General features: G+C 62.1%; 12 protein-coding genes. 6 read left to right on the top strand and 6 right to left on the bottom strand.

The annotated features are described in order from the left end of the window. Positions 1–232 precede the first annotated feature (232 nt). A complete protein-coding gene (locus Q0X18_RS09110; RefSeq protein ID WP_297563057.1) occupies positions 233–1,420 on the top strand; it encodes an ABC transporter substrate-binding protein in 1,188 nt (395 codons plus the stop codon). A gap of 18 nt (positions 1,421–1,438) precedes the next feature. Here Q0X18_RS09110 and lysA read toward each other — a convergent pair whose 3' ends face one another. Further along, entirely contained in the window at positions 1,439–2,614 is a 1,176-nt protein-coding gene (gene lysA, locus Q0X18_RS09105; protein WP_374707511.1) for a diaminopimelate decarboxylase, read from the bottom strand. Between lysA and Q0X18_RS09100 the strand changes: the two genes are divergently transcribed. Both Q0X18_RS09100 and Q0X18_RS09095 read left to right on the top strand, forming a co-directional pair. After that, positions 2,613–3,320: a gamma-glutamyl-gamma-aminobutyrate hydrolase family protein gene (locus tag Q0X18_RS09100; RefSeq protein WP_297561295.1), complete on the top strand. Its 708-nt coding sequence runs from the start codon at positions 2,613–2,615 to the stop codon at positions 3,318–3,320. The genes lysA and Q0X18_RS09100 overlap by 2 nt on opposite strands. Positions 3,321–3,457: 137 nt before the next feature. After that, positions 3,458–6,121 carry a hypothetical protein gene (locus tag Q0X18_RS09095; protein WP_297561292.1) on the top strand — a complete coding sequence of 888 codons (2,664 nt, stop codon included), beginning with the start codon at positions 3,458–3,460 and terminating at the stop codon, positions 6,119–6,121. Here Q0X18_RS09095 and Q0X18_RS09090 read toward each other — a convergent pair. From Q0X18_RS09090 to Q0X18_RS09070, 5 genes are all read right to left on the bottom strand, one after another. Further along, positions 6,118–8,025: an ABC transporter ATP-binding protein gene (locus tag Q0X18_RS09090; RefSeq protein ID WP_297561289.1), complete on the bottom strand. Its 1,908-nt coding sequence runs from the start codon at positions 8,023–8,025 to the stop codon at positions 6,118–6,120. The two genes, Q0X18_RS09095 and Q0X18_RS09090, sit on opposite strands and share 4 nt — an antisense overlap. Before the next feature lie 151 nt (positions 8,026–8,176). Next, a complete protein-coding gene (locus Q0X18_RS09085) occupies positions 8,177–9,916 on the bottom strand; it encodes an ABC transporter ATP-binding protein (protein WP_297563056.1) in 1,740 nt (579 codons plus the stop codon). Between the two features lie 126 nt (positions 9,917–10,042). Then, the gene (locus Q0X18_RS09080; protein WP_297561286.1) at positions 10,043–10,882 is read right to left on the bottom strand and encodes a hypothetical protein; all 840 of its coding nucleotides are present in this window, start codon (positions 10,880–10,882) and stop codon (positions 10,043–10,045) included. Between the two features lie 256 nt (positions 10,883–11,138). Then, a complete protein-coding gene (locus Q0X18_RS09075; RefSeq protein WP_297561284.1) occupies positions 11,139–12,173 on the bottom strand; it encodes a M20/M25/M40 family metallo-hydrolase in 1,035 nt (344 codons plus the stop codon). Then, positions 12,174–12,827: a response regulator transcription factor gene (locus Q0X18_RS09070; protein WP_297561281.1), complete on the bottom strand. Its 654-nt coding sequence runs from the start codon at positions 12,825–12,827 to the stop codon at positions 12,174–12,176. A gap of 74 nt (positions 12,828–12,901) precedes the next feature. Here Q0X18_RS09070 and Q0X18_RS09065 point away from each other — a divergent pair, with 74 nt between their 5' ends. From Q0X18_RS09065 to Q0X18_RS09055, 3 genes are all read left to right on the top strand, one after another. Continuing rightward, positions 12,902–13,231, top strand: coding sequence for a multidrug efflux SMR transporter (locus tag Q0X18_RS09065; RefSeq protein ID WP_297563054.1), 330 nt, complete (start codon positions 12,902–12,904; stop codon positions 13,229–13,231). Between the two features lie 254 nt (positions 13,232–13,485). Then, entirely contained in the window at positions 13,486–14,127 is a 642-nt protein-coding gene (locus tag Q0X18_RS09060; RefSeq protein WP_297561278.1) for a response regulator transcription factor, read from the top strand. Continuing rightward, a complete protein-coding gene (locus Q0X18_RS09055) occupies positions 14,120–15,658 on the top strand; it encodes a GAF domain-containing protein (protein ID WP_297561276.1) in 1,539 nt (512 codons plus the stop codon). The genes Q0X18_RS09060 and Q0X18_RS09055 overlap by 8 nt, the downstream gene beginning before the upstream one ends.

The following is a 15,658-nucleotide window of genomic DNA, read 5'->3' as shown; positions in this document are numbered from 1 at the left end:
CCAGCCTTACCAAAACGGGCTTCTCTCCAGGTAGGAATATAGCAGGCAAAGTTGTTTTAGAGTTTCCCCACAAAAAAGCGGCTTACCGAGCTTGGAGGATTGGCCCCCACGCTGCCGATGGGCTGGTCGAGGGGAGTGTGAGATGAATCTTGGCGCATATGCAATTCGCCTTGACAATCCGGCTATGGGCATAGAATAGGGTGACGCCTAGGAGGAAGATGTGAAGCGTTGGATGGCTTCTTTGGTTTTGATGGCAGGATTGGCTTCGGCCCAGACCGAGATTTCTTTCTGGCATAGCATGGATGGCCCCGCCGAGCGGGTGATCGCCCAGTTTGCGAGTGCGTTTAATGCCTCGCAGCGGAACTACCGGGTGACCCCGCGCCTGATTGGCGACTACCGCGAGGGCGAGACCCGCTTGCTGGCGGCATTGCGGGCGGGTGGTGCGCCAGTGCTGTTCCAGGCCGAGATTCTGCTGTTCCCGTGCCTGGTGGCCGAGGGGGTGGTGCTGCCGCTGGACGAGCTGACCAGTACCCTGCCCAAAGCCTTTACCGACGATCTGTTCGAGGCGGCCTGGGACTACGGCTTGATCAACAACCGCCGCTATGGGCTGCCCTTCAATACCTCCACCCCGGTGCTTTTCTTCAACGAAAACCAACTGCGGGCCAGGGGACTAAAAGTGCCTACCAACTGGCGCGAGTTTGAACAGGCGGCCAAGGGCCTGACCAGCCGTACCTCCAAGGGCTTTATTGCCCTTTCGGAGTCCTGGACCTTCGAGGCCCAGGTGACCAGCCGGGGCGGCAACCTGGTAACGTCCGATGGACGGCCCAACTTTACCTCCCGCGAGGTGGTGGAGGCGCTCGAGTTCCTGCAACGCCTGGGGCGTGAGGGCAGTACCAGCGTGCGCAACCTCTCGGAGAGCTTTTTCGCCCAGACCGACTTCATTCGCACCAAGGGCATGATGGTGATGGCCTCGATTGCTAACTGGCCCGCCGCCGAGAATGCTTCCTTTGCCTTCAAGCTGGGGGTGGCCCCCATCCCGCGCGAGCCCAACGGAAAAGTGCCGCTGGGTGGGGCTCAACTGGTGGTGCTGCGCGGGGCCAGCGCCGAGCAGCAGCGCGGGGCCTTCGAGTTCTGGCGCTTTTTGATGGAGCCTCAGAACATCAAAACCTGGGTGGAGGCCAGCTACTACGTGCCCCTGCGCAAATCGGCCACGCCGCTGCTGGAAGCCTTCTACCGCGAAAACCCCTACCGCAAGGTGGCCTTCGAGCAGGTTGCGGTAGCCCAGCCGCGCCCTCGAGTACCGCAATTTGCGGTGTGGCGCAACTTTTTGGAAGAAGCCCTGGAAAAAGCCCTCAAGGGCAACGTGCCGGCCCGTCAGGCCCTGGAAGAGGCCCAGCGCAAAGCCGAAGCGGCGCGCTGAAGTACCGGGACTTCTTTTTCACATTTCGCCTTGCAACAGGGTATCTAGTGTCTGTTGCTGGCGGAGCACCTCCCAGCCATAGCCTGTCCACAACAGCTCAGCGGAGTGGGGCGTGTCGAGGTAGTTGCTGCTCATGCTGCTGGCGTAGGCTCCGGCTTGCAGAATGGCCAGCAGGTCGCCCTCCCTGGGTTCGGGCAGGGTGACGTCGCGGGCCAGCACATCGCCCGACTCGCAAGCGGGGCCGGCCAGATCGTAGGTGGCTTGACGGGGGTTGTGGTACAGCGGCTCCACCGGGTGTGCCGCGCCATAGAGCATGGGCCGAATGAGCTGGCTCATCCCAGCATCTATCAGTAGGTAGTTGCGCCGGGTGCGCTTGGTGCCCCAGCAGCGCGTGACCAGCACCCCGGCCTCTGCAACCAAATAGCGGCCCGGCTCGAGCCAAACCTCGGCGTTATGCTTTTGGGCTAGGGTTGTAACCTGCATTCCCAGCTCGGCCAGGTTAAGGCCCAGCCCAAAGCCCCCGCCCAGGTTCATGACCGGAAAGGGGCCGTGGGTGCGGTAAAGCTCGTCCATCACCCTGTAGCCCGCCTGGTAGTCTTCGGGGTGTTCCAGGGCCGAACCCAGGTGAATGTGCAAGCCCAGCACCTCGAGGCGGTTCTGGTGGGCCAGTTCCAGGGCCTGTCCCACGTCCTCGGGCAGGATGCCAAACTTGCTCTCGCCGCGCCCCGTGGCCAGGTGGTCGTGAGCAACGACGGGCAGATCGGGGTTGATCCGCAGGAGCACCCGGGCTCCGGGTAGCACCTGGCCCACCCGTTGGACATCCACCAGCGAATCCAGCCCCAGGATGGGGATACCGATTCGGCCCAGGGTCTCGAGTACAGCCGGCGTTTTAACCGGCCCGTTCAGCAGCACCTCGTTTCGGCGGAAGCCAGCCCTGTAGGCCCGATACACCTCACCCAGGCTGACCGCCTCTACAAAGATCCCCCGCTCCAACAGGCGCCGCAAGAGTCCTAGACGGGGATTGGCCTTAATAGCATAAAAAATCTCGGCCTGTGGAAAGGCTTTTTGTAGGCGCTCGAGGCGCTCGAGGGTGGTGAGCCAGTCGTAGGCATAGAAAGGGGTTTCGAAGCGGGTCGCGGCTTCCAGAAGGGCCTCTTTAAACTCGGGGCGTAGGGCGGTGTAGGATTGGGACATGCTCATCGGTGTAACCCCTCAGTCGCGTAACGCAGAAGGACTCTTTCGCACCAAAATATGGGGCCTGCTCGAGCCCTATCTGAGGGCTCTGGAGAGTCAGGGTGCCAGCATTGTAATACTTCCTCCCCAGGCCGACGATAAGCTGCCTGGGCTGTTGGAAAAATTGGATGGCATCTTGCTGCCGGGAGGTGTGGATGTAGACCCGGCCCACTTTGGCGAAGAGCCCATCCCCGAGATGGGGGAGGTGAGCCTGAAGCGCGATGCTCTCGAGCTATTCGTGGCTCGTTACACTGCTCAGCACGGCATTCCCACCCTGGGGATCTGTCGCGGCATCCAGGTCATGAACGTGGCCCTGGGTGGTAGCCTGTACCAGGATCTGCCCGCGCAAGGGTTTCGCACCGTGCAGCACAGCCAGAAATCCGAGCCGCCGGTGCTGGGGCATAGCCTCGAGCAGACCGAGCCAAGCCCCCTCAGCAAGCTGTTTGAACCGCGCTTCCGGGTTAACTCCTATCACCACCAGGCCATTAAGGATCTGGCCCCTGGCCTGCGGGCGGTGGCTGTCGCGCCCGATGGCATTGTAGAGGCGGTGGTGCTCGAGGGGCATCCGTTTTACCTGGGGGTACAGTGGCACCCGGAGCTGCTACCCGAGCAATGGGGCATCTTCCGTCTGCTGCTCGAGGCCGCTGCCCACCCCGCGGTGCGCTGACCGCTGACTTGTTGTGGGCAGAAATTGAGCTAGCCTTAATCTAGAAAGTGCTCATAATGTCGTTTTGAACCATCGTCACCTACTTTTCGCTATACACTGGGCTGGGAAATCGTATGGTTTTGACTGGAGGTCAGGGCTTGTCGCTGTATCAAACTCTCAGTAAGTCCCTCGAGCCGGTGTTGGGCGAGCGTGCCCGGGCAGTCTTGGAAGAGGGGGTGCGCCGGCTGGGTATCAGCCCAGAGCAGCTCGACGCATCCCAGGCCGAGACCATCCTCAAGCGCTTGGTTTATCGCGAGCTGCAGGCCAAAATGAGCCCCGGTGCAGCCCGCAGTCGCATTGAAGAACTCCTGAAGGAGCTGGGTATTGCTGGCGAGAAAGCCGCTCAGTCGAAAGCGGAGGCAATGTCGGCGCATGCCAGTGCGGTACTGGCCGACCTCGAGGCGGGCCTCAAGCGCTTTAGCCTGTACCTTGATTGGCCCGAGGTAGGGCGTTTGCGCGGCGTGATCAATGTGATCAAGCAAGACCCAGCAGCTGCAACGGTGCGCTCGCTGTTGCGCGAGGGGCAGGAGGTGCTGGTTCAGCTCGAGGAGAAGCTCCAGGCGGCTTTGTTGCGTCAAACCCGCGACATTGCCGAGCTGGAGATGAACCTGTCTCGGGTACAGAGTGTGGGCGGGGCCAAGGTGCGCCGCCTGGAAAACCTGATCCGGCTTATCCAGGAGGCCCACGCACAAGAAACCCTGGCCGTGGCCGAGGTAGAGCGGGCTCGAGCCCTGGCGGCGGATATGCGCAAACTGGTGGAATCCTCGGTAGTACAGAACCCTACCAGCGAGGCGGCCATTACCCTGGACACCATCGAGGATGCCTCGCCCATAGCAACGCCGACCGAGCCACAAGTGGTGCTCAAAGACCCCACCATCGAGGCGCCGGTGGTGCTGGATGAGCCTGCCGATGGCTTCGACGACGAAGCCTTGATCATCGACCTCGACTTCGAAGCCCTGACCACCGAACAATTATCGCGCATTCGCGAGATTGAAGTGGCCGAGGATGCCCGTCAGCTGGAATCGCTCAAGGAGCGGTATGCCGCCGTACTGAGCCTGCCCAACCTGGCCGGTCAACTGGCCGATCTGGAAGCCCAGCTAGCGGCTGGTATCCCTCTAGGAGAGCGTTTGGGCGCTTTTTCTGAGCTGCTCAAAAATACCCATGTAGAGGCCCTGACCGAGGCACGGGTACGTTACGAGTGGCTGGCCGATCGACTGGGCCGCCTCGAGCTGCCCCCAGAACGAACCGCCCCCCTCCAGGCCCGCCTGGCCGTGACGCTGGAAACTTTACAAGCGGGTGGCATACCCCACGAGCTGGCCGAGCTGGAACGCAACCTGGAAAGCCTCGAGCTCGAAGAAAAAGCCCACCGTGAAAGCAGGGCCCGTCAAGCTCGCCTCGAGGCCGCGCTGACTACCCTGCGCGCCGAGGCCGAACAGGCCCTTTCGCCTTTCCGCGGACGGGCGCAGGTGGAGTCTTTCCTGACTGCGCTGGCCGCGCCGGATATCTCGGAAGCAGCCCTGACTACCTTGCGCCAGGAGCTTTCCGAGCTGCTGTCCCAGCTGGCCCGAGAGCGCGAAGAAGAAAGCCTCAAACGCATGGGCCTGCGGGCCACCTTACAGGCTTTGCCAAGTCTCGAGCCCCTCGATTCCGACAAGCGACACCTGATGCAGCAGATCGAGCAAGGATTGGGCAGCCTGGATGAACTCGAGTCCGCGGTACAGGCCCTGGCCGAGCGAGCCAAGACGTTGGTCGCTAGCAAGCTGGATGATCTCGAGGCCCGCATCCAGCACCTAGGGCGCATACTCAAGGAATCTCTGATCGAACTCAAACAGCCCCTACAAGCCAGCCGCCAGGCCCTGGCCCAGGGGCGCATTGCAGACCCTGCCCCGCTGGAGCAGGCTCTGAGCGATTTGGTGGCGGCCCGTCGAGCCTCGATAGCCGAGGAACTCACGCGTTACGAAGCGGTAGCCCGTAGCCTCAAAGGCCTGGGCGGCGAAGAACTCGAGGAAAAGGTAGCCCAGGCCAGAGCCTATCTTCAGGCTGGCGAACTGCCCGACCTGACAGAGATTCACGAGCTTCTGGGTCGCCTGCGCCGCGCCCAGGAAACCCTGCGGGCCGAGCTGGGCGCACGGATAGGGGCTTTGCTCGAGGCTTACAACACCCATAAAGGGGTGGGGGGCGAAACAGCCTTGCGCCTCAAACCCCTCTGCGACTTCCTGCAATCTGCCACTGAGCGCCTGCCCCGTCTGGGGGTGAGCGGCCTCTTGGAGGTGCGGCGGGCTCTGGAGGAAGCTGAACGCCTCGAGGTTCAGCTAGCGCAAGAATATCAAGCAGCGCAAAGTGTGCTTCAGCAGTTGAAGGGCGCGGATCTCGAGGCCTTGCTCGACATCTTCGAAACGCCGAGCCCGGCTCAGACCAGTCCCCAGACCGAACCTGCCAGAACCACAGGCGAGCCCTCAGTGCTACAGCAATTTCAGATGCGCGGCGTAGAAGCCATAGCCATTATCGAGGCGGGGCGGATAGCGGCAGGCAGCCTGCCCTTTGCGCCCAAGAGCGCCCAGGTGATTTTCGATGACCTGCTCAGCCTAGCCAACGAGCTATCGGGCCGGTCGGCCCAGCTATCGGTTATTTCCTTGCCGCAGTGGGTTTTGGTGCTGGTGCCCTTGAAGCAAAAAGGACTGGTCATCCTCGCTGAAAAAGCCCTGCTCTCCCGCCTGCTTGTGCTCATCGAGCGCCACCGCGACGCATTGGAAGCCCTCTAGTCGCCGCTTCCATGCACATACTGCAGCTCGTACAGCTTGGCGTAGTAGCCGCCCTTCTGCAGTAGTTCGTCGTGGCTGCCTTCTTCCAGGAGCTTGCCCTTGCGGAAGACCAGAATCCGATCCACGTGGCGAATGGTCGAGAGACGGTGAGCGATCACAATCGAGGTGCGACCCTCCATGACCCGCTCGAGCGCGGCCTGAATCTTTTGCTCGGTCTCGGAGTCCACGTTGGCGGTGGCCTCATCCAAAATCAGCAGGATGTCGGGGTTGTGCAGGATGGCCCGGGCCAGGGCCAGCAGTTGCTTCTGCCCCGTGGAAAGCCCCCCGCCGCGCTCGTGCAGAACGGTCTCGTAACCCTGCGGCAGCCGCTTTATAAACTCGTCGGCCCCCACAAATGCGCACACTTCCTGGATGCGCTCTAAGGTAATGCGCTCGTCGCCCAGCCGTAGGTTCGACGCAATGCTGCCGCTGAACAAGAAGGGGTCTTGCAGCACGATGCCAATGGCACGGCGCAGGTCGCGCTGCCGGTAGTCCCGCACGTCCAGGCCATCAATCTTGACCGCACCCTGCTGCACATCGTAGAAACGGGCAATCAGGCTAATCACGCTGGTCTTGCCCGCACCGGTAGCCCCCACCAGGGCCACCTTCTCGCCGGGCCGCACCCGGAAGCTCACCCCCCGTAGCACCCAGTCCCACTCGCCCTCTTCAGGGGCGCTGGGCTCGAGCACCTCGAGGCCGGCTGCTGGCTGGCCTTCAACCTCTTTTCCTTCTTCCCCAGGCCCCGTTCTCTCGGGTTTGGCCTCGCCCCGCCGGCCATAGGCAAACCAGACGTCCTCGAAGTCAATCTGGCCCCTAAAGCGCTCGACCGGTATCGCCCCCGGCTTGTCGGCCACCTCTTCTTTGGCGTCCAGCAGGCCAAAAATGCGCTCTGCCGAGGCCATGGCGGCCTGGAAGATATTGAACTTCTCGGAAAGGTCTTGCAGGGGCTGGAAGAGCTGGCGCACATAATCGGTGAAAGCCACCAACAAGCCCAGGGTAATGGCCTGCTGTACCACCTGCCCGCCCCCATACCACAGCACCAGGGCCACCGTGACCTCACCCATGAGGCCCACCAGGGGGAAGAACAGGGCAAACCATTTGATGATCTCCACCCAGGCCCTGCGCAAATCGGCGGAGAGCAGGTTGAACTGCGCTTCGTTCTTGGGTTCCCGGTTGAAAAGCTGGGTGGTCTGGACGCCGGCCAGGTTTTCTTGCAGCGAAGCATTAACCCTGGACAGTCGCAGCCGCATGGCCCGGTAGGCCTCGCGCATCCCACCCCGGATCCAGGTGGTCACGGCCAGGAAGATGGGCATGATGGCAAAGGCCACCAGGGCCAGGCGCCAGTCCAGCACCAGCATAAAGGTCATCAGTCCAATCATCAGGGCGAAGTCGGCAATCAGCCCCACCAGCCCGCCGGTGATGAACTGGTTGATGGCGTCCACATCGGAGGTGATGCGGGTCATCAGACGGCCTACAGGGTTGCGGTCGAAGTAGCCCAGGTGCATGCGCTGGAGCTTGGCGAAAATCTCCGAACGCAGGTCGAAGAGGATATGTTGCCCCACCCAGCTAATCAGGTAGGTTTGCGCGTAGTTGGCGATAAAGTCCACCACCCGTACCGCCAGAAAAACAGCGCTGATGAGCAGCAGGGTCTCGTAGCGCTGGGCCAAAGGTAGCACCTCGCGCGGCACGATGGCGTTGTCAATGGCGTACTTGAGGAAAAGCGGGGTCGAGGCGGCGGTGAGGGTGCTCACCACCAGCGCCAGCAGGGCCAGCCCCACCTGCTTCCAGTAGGGCCGCACATACTTCAGGATGCGCCGGGCCAGCTTGGCATCAAAACTCTTCTTAAAGGCTTCTTCTTCGTGCATAAGGCTCCGCTGGTAGTTGAGTACAGATGGCCGATCGCAGCTCTGCTAAGTGCTCTACCGCTAATTTTCCTGCATTCTGGGGCCTCCACGGGAAGTGCAGGTACGCTGTTCGCTGCCGATGAGCCAGGGGCTGAAGCTTTCCCATGGGGGTTTAGTCCACCTCTGCTTGCAGGCGCTGGATGCGGTCGAGTTCGGCGTAGATGCCGCCTGCGGCCAGCAGCATCTCGTGGGTACCTTCCTCCACGATTCTGCCGTGATCCAGCACCACAATCCAGTCGGCGTACTGCAAGGTGGAGGTGCGGTGGCCGATGAGCAGGGTGGTTTGCTGTCCCAGCACGCTTTTGAGCCCGGAGAGAATCCGCGACTCGGTCTCGGTGTCCACCGCGCTCATGGCGTCGTCCAGGATCAGAATTTGTGGCTTGCGGGCCAGGGCCCGGGCCAGGGCTACCCGCTGGCGCTGCCCGCCCGAAAGGGTGACGCCGCGCTCGCCCAGCGAGGTCTCGTAGCCTTTGGGAAAGCCCATGATGTCGTCGTGCACCCCAGCCAGCTTGGCGGCCCAGATAGCCCGCTCGAGGTCTACCTCCGGTAGCCCGAAGCAGATGTTCTCGGCCAGGGTATCGGAAAACAGAAAGGGCTCCTGTGGCACCATCCCGATGACCCTGCGCAGGGTGGTGAGGGGCAGTTCCCGAACGTCGTAGCCCCCCACCCGCACCCGGCCCGAGGTGGGATCCAGGATGCGTGGAATCAGGCTCACCAGCAGGGTCTTGCCGCTGCCAGTGCGCCCGGTGATGCCCAGGGTGGTGCCCTCGGGGATGGTCAGGGTGATGCCGTCCAGCACCTTGCGCTCCCCCAGCTCGAGGCTGACCTCTTCAAACTTGACCTCTCCCGCTAGGCTAATATCTTCAGCCACCCCCCTCTCCTTTGGTGGGAGAGAAAGGGCGGGGGAGAGGGGGCTAGGTTCGGTAATCCGCGCCGGTTCGCGCCAGAACTCCTCCAGCCGCTTGTAGCTCGTCGAACCCCGCTGGAAGATGGTGAGCGTCCATCCCAGGCCCACAATGGGCCAGCCCAGCATCATCAGGTAGGCGTTGAACTGCACGAACTGCCCGGCGGTCATCTCACCCCGGATGACCATGCCGCCGCCCATCCACAGCACAATGAGCGCGGCAAAGCCCATCAGCAGCCCCATCAAGGCCCGTACCGGCCCGTCCACGCGGGTCAGGGCCAGGCTTTTGGCGATGTAGTCCTTGTTGAGGGCCTGGAAGGCCTCGAGCTCGCGGTCTTCCAGGGCAAACCCCTTTACCACCCGGATACCGGAGAAGTTCTCCTGCGCGCGGGTGGAAATCCGATCGAAGGACTCCTGGCTTTCGCGGTAGCGCCGGTCAATCAGGCGCAGCACGTAGTACATCACCCCAAAAATGATAGGGAAGACCAGGGAGAGGGCCAGGGCCAGCGGTACGCTCACCAGGTACATGGCCACAATGGCGAACACCACAAACATCAGCAGGCGGCTGCCCATGTTGATACCGCCGCCCAGCATCTCGCGCACCGCGCCCAGGTCGGTGGTGAACTTGTTCATCAGGTCGCCGATGCGGTTTTTGCTGTAAAAATAGCTGTCCAGCGAGAGGGCCTTTTTGAAAAGATCCATGCGCAGGTCGTGCTCGATGTAGCGGCTGGCCACCACCAAAAGCTGCCGGTTGGCCCAGGAGAAAAAGGCCGAGGCCACCGCCGCGCCCAGAATGGCCCAGACCCAGACCAGGTAGGCCTCCCCGGCCCGGATGGCATCAATGGCATGGCGCAAAAAGTAGGGCGACAGCGAGGCCACCCCCACCGAGGCAATGCCGGCCAGCATGCCCCACAGGTACTGGGGGCCGTAGCGCCGCAGGTACGGCATCAGGGCCATCAGCGGGCCGAAAACTGACCGGTCAGTTCTGGAGGATGTCTTAGAATGATCGGATGAGGGCATCTTTACCACTTTATTCCTCCCCAATAGCTTAACTGTAGTTTATTCGACCAAGCATCAGAGCCGAAGGCGCTGGGCCAGTTCGGCGGCCACCTGGGGCCAGGGGGCCTCGAGGCCCACCACCCGCCAGGGCTTGGGGGGCTCGGATTTCTTCAACAGTTTGCGCAGGGGGTTGGGCAAAGGCAGGTACTCGGGGTCGTGCACGTACAGCAGTCCCTTGACCTTGCCCAGCCTCGAGAGGTAGCGGTGCATACCGGCGGCCTCGAGGTCGGTCGGAAGCTCGAGGCCCAGTGCGAGGCTGGCACCTTCCTGGCGAAGTTCGGCAGGGGCTTTGTCGGCCAGGAATAGGTGCAGCCCGTACTCGGCCAGCCCGGCCCGCAGATTGTTTAGCCAGTCAGTGTCGCTTAGCAGCATGGGCTGGGCCACCACTCCAACCAGATGGACTCCAGACTGCTTGGGTGGCGTAAAAGAGCTGTTCAACTGGTGCTTGGTACGCTCCAGTGCCCGCCGGGCCAGCATGGGGTTCTGAGTCAGAAGCTGCCCAATTTTCGCAGCAAGACCGGCTACCTCTGGCGAGAGCTCGGCGGGAACCACCAGGGTAGGGGGCAGGCCCGGTACCAGCCGCTCCAGGGTTGCGCCCAGGTCTACCAGCCAGGGCGAAGGGTTGCCCCTGTGGGCTTCGACGCCGAGCTGCACATCTGGTAGCAGCAGAAAGTCTATCCCTTGGCTCTTAAGGCTAAAAACCTGGCTGAGCACCCGCCGAATGGGTGCGGGAACCGGCAGGTTTACCGAAATTTCCTGGGGACGAACAACCTCGACCTCTAAAGCCTGTAAATAGGACGCCCAGAAGGGTAGGTAGCGATCGGCAAGCCAGCTATTCAAGACACCTACACGCACCCGACTATCCTATCGCACTCTTGGGCCCCGTGTGCACCGGCTCGAGGCTAGGTGACGGGTATGGTTCAGCTTCTCGCGACAAAAATTGGACAAGCGCCTCGAGGCTCTCGAACTGGTGCAGTAGCCCGCAATCCTCATCCTTGAGCACGGCCCAGATGCCCCCTGGGTCTTGCCAGATTTGCAGCAAAAAGGTTTTGTTTTTGGACATAGCCCTCTCCTTGCGCCAGAGGATAGCAAGGCCAACGTTACGAAGCCGTTATGTTTGGAGGAGCTGTCGCACAAAGCTTCGGAGCGCACGCAGGCCTAAGCGCAGGGAGTCGGGCTCCACCCATTCTTCGGGGGTGTGGGCTCCGCCCCCCTGGTAGACGCTCAGGGTAATGGCGGGAATACCTACCTCTACCCCTGCCGAGGCATCGGTGGAGCCAGTGGTGAACTGAGCCTCGAGGCCAATCTCCAGCAAAGCCCGGTGGGCGGCTTCCAGCATGGCCTGGGTGGCTGTCATGCCAGCAGGGCGCTCGCCAAGTACATCAATTTCCATTCGAAGACTGAACCTGCGAGCGGCTTCCATCAGAATTTCCCGCACCTGGACAACCATCCGGCCCAGCTCCGAGGCGTCTGTGGCTCGTAGATCAAGCTCAAAGCCTACTTCTTGCGGGATGGCGTTGATGGCCTCACCTCCCCACAACCTGCCCACATTCAGGCTGGTGTTGCTGCTGCGCTCGAGGGCATACATCTGGGCGAGCGCATGTCCCAGGGCCGGTACCGGAGATGGGGCCCCTCGGTCACCCCAGGCATGGCCGCCCGGCCCAATCAGCCGGGCCCGCATCCGGTGCGAACCTGCCGAGCGACTTACGACACCGGGTAGGTATCCATCCACTGCAACCATCTGCTGGGGTTGTAGGTGCCGAACCAACTGCCGTGCACCGCGCAGGTTGCCTAACCCTTCTTCGCCCACGCTGAAGGCTACCGTACAGCCCAGGGGCACCAGCTCCGCGGCCAGGGCCATTAAAACAGCTACCCCGGAGGAATTGTCCCCTACTGCCGGGCCATACCAGCGGTTTGTCTCTCGCCGCAGGGGTGTGGGGGTCAGAACGGTGTCGATGTGGGCGACCAGCAGGGTAGAGCCATGGCCGGCCCAGACGTTGCCCAGTTCGTCGGTATGGGGCTCCAGCCCCTGGGCCTGCAGGTTCCGGGCTACCCAGGCTCCGCGGGCGGCGTCGCCGCCAATCTCGGCAATCTCGCCCAGCAGCCTCACAGGATCGAGGGCAGTATCGGTGGTAAAGTCGCTCATTTACTGCTCGTCGCTCTTTTCTGCCAGCCCCTCGCGCAAAGCGTAGAGGGCCGCCTGGGTGCGGTTGTTGAGGTGGAGTTTCTGGAAGATGTCCGAAAGCCGGTTGCGCACGGTTTTTTCCGAAAGCGACAGCTCCGAGGCGATCTCGAGGTTGGTGTAGCCCTGGGCTACCAGGCGCAAAATCTGTACCTCCCGCTCGGAAAGCTCGGCGTGGGCTTTGGGGGTGGTTTCCTGTTTGGCCTTGAAGTCCTGGATGATCTGCTCGGCCATCTCGGCATCCAGCAAGACCTCACCCTGATACACCCGCCGAATGGCGTCCAGCAGTTCCTTGGCGTCGGCGTCCTTGAGCATGTAGCCCCGCGCCCCGGCTTTCACCGCCTCGAAGACGTAGCCGTCCTGGCGGTACATGGTCAGCATAATCACCTTGGCCTGGGGCCATTCCTTGAGGATTTCCTGGGTGGCCTGCACACCATCGAGGCCGGGCATCTGGATGTCCATCAGGATGATGTCGGGGTGGGCCTCGAGGGCGTGGCGTAAGGCCTCGCGCCCGTCCTTGGCCTCGCCCATGACCTTAAAATCGGGTTCCGCTTCCAGAAGACTTTTGAGTCCCTGGCGAAAGAGGGCATGGTCGTCGGCGAGTAAGATGCGAATCATTGGTATGTATTGTACACAGTAGCCCGACTCAAACGAGGATGTAAGCACTGGGTATAACGTAATCTGGAGCAATGATGAACGGTTGGGCTTTACTGCTGCTGGCGATTGTCTCCGAGGTGGTGGGTTCTACCGCGCTCAAGGCTTCCCAGGGCTTCAGCAAGCTGCTGCCTTCGCTGGTGGTAGTGCTGGGGTATGGATTGGCATTTTATTTTCTGAGCCTCTCCCTCAAAACCATCCCGCTCAATACCGCCTATGCAGTCTGGTCGGGGCTGGGTACGGCCCTGATTGCGCTGCTAGGCTGGTGGGTGCTCAAAGAGCCTATGAACGGCACCATTGCCCTGGGTATCGTGCTGATTATCGTGGGGGTGGTGGTGTTGAACCTGGCCTCGAGGGCCCAGGGGTAGCGCCGCCAGACCTAGCCGACGTATCGCGTTGCCCACAATCGCTCCGCACCACGGGCGGAGTTATTTATCCAGTACATCAAAACCGTTGTGCGGGGTATGCGCAGGAACTGCCCTCATACGCATTATCCGTCGGTTGGGGTGCTGGGGCAAGTAAGCCCGCCATCGGAACGGGGTACAGGGGTATTTTCCCTTATTTCTGATGCGGAGAATCTGTGCCCCTGGTGAGCTTCACTGCCTCGTTGTACCCTGGGGCCATGAGCGACCCCGCCCTGAAGGTTCTGCTGGTTGACGACCATGCGGTGGTACGCCAGGGGTTGCGGATGTTTCTGGCGACCGATGGGGGGCTGGTGGTGGTGGGTGAGGCCCAGAACGGCCAGGAAGCCATCCAGAAGGTGGCCGAGCTGCACCCCGATGTGGTGCTCATGGACCTGCTGATGCCGGTTTTGGACGGGGTACAGGCAACCCGCGAGATCAAGGCCCGTTATCCCGAGATAGAGGTGGTGGCCCTGACCAGCGCCCTGGAAGACCAACTGGTGGCCGAGGCCATACACGCGGGTGCATCGGGTTATCTGCTCAAGGACACCCACCCCGAAGAACTGGTGGAGGCCATCTATGCAGCGAGCCGGGGGGAGGTGCGGCTGCATCCCGAGGCAGCCCGAAGGCTGGCCCAGGAGGTACGTACCGCCGGGATGCGCGAGGCCCTGACTCCCAGGGAGACCGAGATCCTGCGGCTGGTGGCGCACGGGCTTTCCAATAAGCGCATCGCTAAGCAGCTCAACCTGTCCGAGCTAACCGTCAAGACCCACGTTTCTAACTTGCTTTCCAAGCTGGGGTTATCCTCGCGTACCCAGGCCGCGTTGTTTGCCATCCGGGAGGGGTTGGTGGGGCTTGAGTAACTTTTTACACCGGCTCGAGGCCAAGACCCTGGCCGGATTTTTAGAGGCGACCCGCGACGCCATCCTGATCGCCTCCTCCGAGCACAAACTGGTTTATGCCAACCGCGCGGCTCAAGATTTACTGGGCTATGAGCTGGAGGAACTGCACACCAAAGACAAGCTGGATTGGATTGCGCCCTCCCACCGCGAATGGTTTGCAGAACGTATCCGGCCCAGCAGTACTGCCCAGCCCGATATTTTCGAGATTGATCTGGTGCGTAAGGATGGGAGCCTGCGTACTGTGCATGGTTCGATCGTGCGCCTTGAACTTGATGGCCAGATTTACGGAATTGTGATTGCCCATGACCTTACCGAGGCCCGCCAGACCCTGCGCCACCTCGAGGCCCTCTACCAGGCCGACGAAAAGCTTTATGCCTCGCTCGAGCTCGACCAGGTGTTGCAAGCCCTGGCCGATGTGTGCGTGGATCTGCTGGGAGCCGACAAGAGCTGCATCCTGACCTGGGACGAAACCCGCCAGCACCTGATTACCCGTGCCCAGCGGGGCTTTACCTCCCAGTTCGTGCAGGTCATGAACGCCTATTCCGGGCATGGCCTGATTGCCCATGCCGCCCGCAGCGGGGAGACGGTGGTGGTACAGGACACCCACAAAGATGAGCGGGTGGCCCGACACATCACCGACGCCGAGGGCATTCGGGCTTTCATGCATATTCCGATACGCCTCGAGGGCCAGGTGTTTGGGGTTTTTAGCATTAATAGCCTGCGTCCCCACACCCTGGGCCCCGAGGAACAGCGGGTTTTTACCTCGCTGGCGCAGCGGGCTGCCATCGCCATCCGCAACGCCCGCCTGTATGCCCAGGCCCAGGGCAGGGCGGCCCTCGAGGAGCGGCAAAAGCTGGCCCGTGACCTGCACGACTCGGTTTCCCAGACTATTTACGGTATCGTCCTGGGCGTGCGCAGCGCCAAAGCCCAGCTTGCCCAGTACCCCGAGCGGGTTCCTGCGACGCTGGACTTCGTCTTGAAGCTGGCCGAGGCGGCCACGGCGGAGATGCGGGCCCTGATTTTCGAGCTGCGACCGGACTCGCTACAGCAGCAAGGGTTGGTGGCGGCCCTCTCCAAGCAGGCGGCGGCTATGCGAAGCCGGCACGGCTTCTTGGTCGAGACCCACCTGTGCGCCGAGCCACCCCTGGCCCCGGAGGCCAAGGAAGCCCTGTACCGGGTGGCCCAGGAAGCCCTCAACAATATCGTCAAGCACGCGCAAGCCCGCAAAGTTCACCTGCGCTTGCAACAACAAGAAGGCAGGGTCGAGCTCGAGGTTCGCGACGACGGGGTCGGCTTCGACAGCCAGCGTGAGTACCCCGGCCACCTGGGCCTGGTTTCCATGCGCGAGCGTATTGAGCGTCTGGGAGGGCGCTTTGGTATCACAAGCAGCCCCGGCTCGGGCACTACCGTGCGGGCCGAGCTAGACCTGCCTGAGCAGCCAAGCCATGCGCTACCAAACCCGCAAAGCCAGTCGCCCGGTACGTCTTCGTGA

The sequence above is a fragment of the Meiothermus sp. genome (assembly GCF_026004075.1).
Taxonomy (GTDB): Bacteria; Deinococcota; Deinococci; order Deinococcales; family Thermaceae; genus Meiothermus.
The sequence above is the reverse complement of the archived record's forward strand: the minus strand, read 5'-3'. Positions and strand labels throughout refer to the sequence as shown.

Bases quoted from the DNA above. Each gene is read 5' to 3' on its own strand.
- Q0X18_RS09085 (WP_297563056.1), bottom strand. From the start codon at position 9,916: ATGCCGTACCTGCGGCGCTACGGCCCCCAGTACCTGTGGGGCATGCTG.
- Q0X18_RS09075 (WP_297561284.1), bottom strand. From the start codon at position 12,173: ATGAGCGACTTTACCACCGATACTGCCCTCGATCCTGTGAGGCTGCTG.
- Q0X18_RS09065 (WP_297563054.1), top strand. From the start codon at position 12,902: ATGAACGGTTGGGCTTTACTGCTGCTGGCGATTGTCTCCGAGGTGGTG.
- Q0X18_RS09110 (WP_297563057.1), top strand. From the start codon at position 233: ATGGCTTCTTTGGTTTTGATGGCAGGATTGGCTTCGGCCCAGACCGAG.
- lysA (WP_374707511.1), bottom strand. From the start codon at position 2,614: ATGTCCCAATCCTACACCGCCCTACGCCCCGAGTTTAAAGAGGCCCTT.
- Q0X18_RS09100 (WP_297561295.1), top strand. From the start codon at position 2,613: ATGCTCATCGGTGTAACCCCTCAGTCGCGTAACGCAGAAGGACTCTTT.
- Q0X18_RS09070 (WP_297561281.1), bottom strand. From the start codon at position 12,827: ATGATTCGCATCTTACTCGCCGACGACCATGCCCTCTTTCGCCAGGGA.
- Q0X18_RS09060 (WP_297561278.1), top strand. From the start codon at position 13,486: ATGAGCGACCCCGCCCTGAAGGTTCTGCTGGTTGACGACCATGCGGTG.
- Q0X18_RS09090 (WP_297561289.1), bottom strand. From the start codon at position 8,025: ATGCACGAAGAAGAAGCCTTTAAGAAGAGTTTTGATGCCAAGCTGGCC.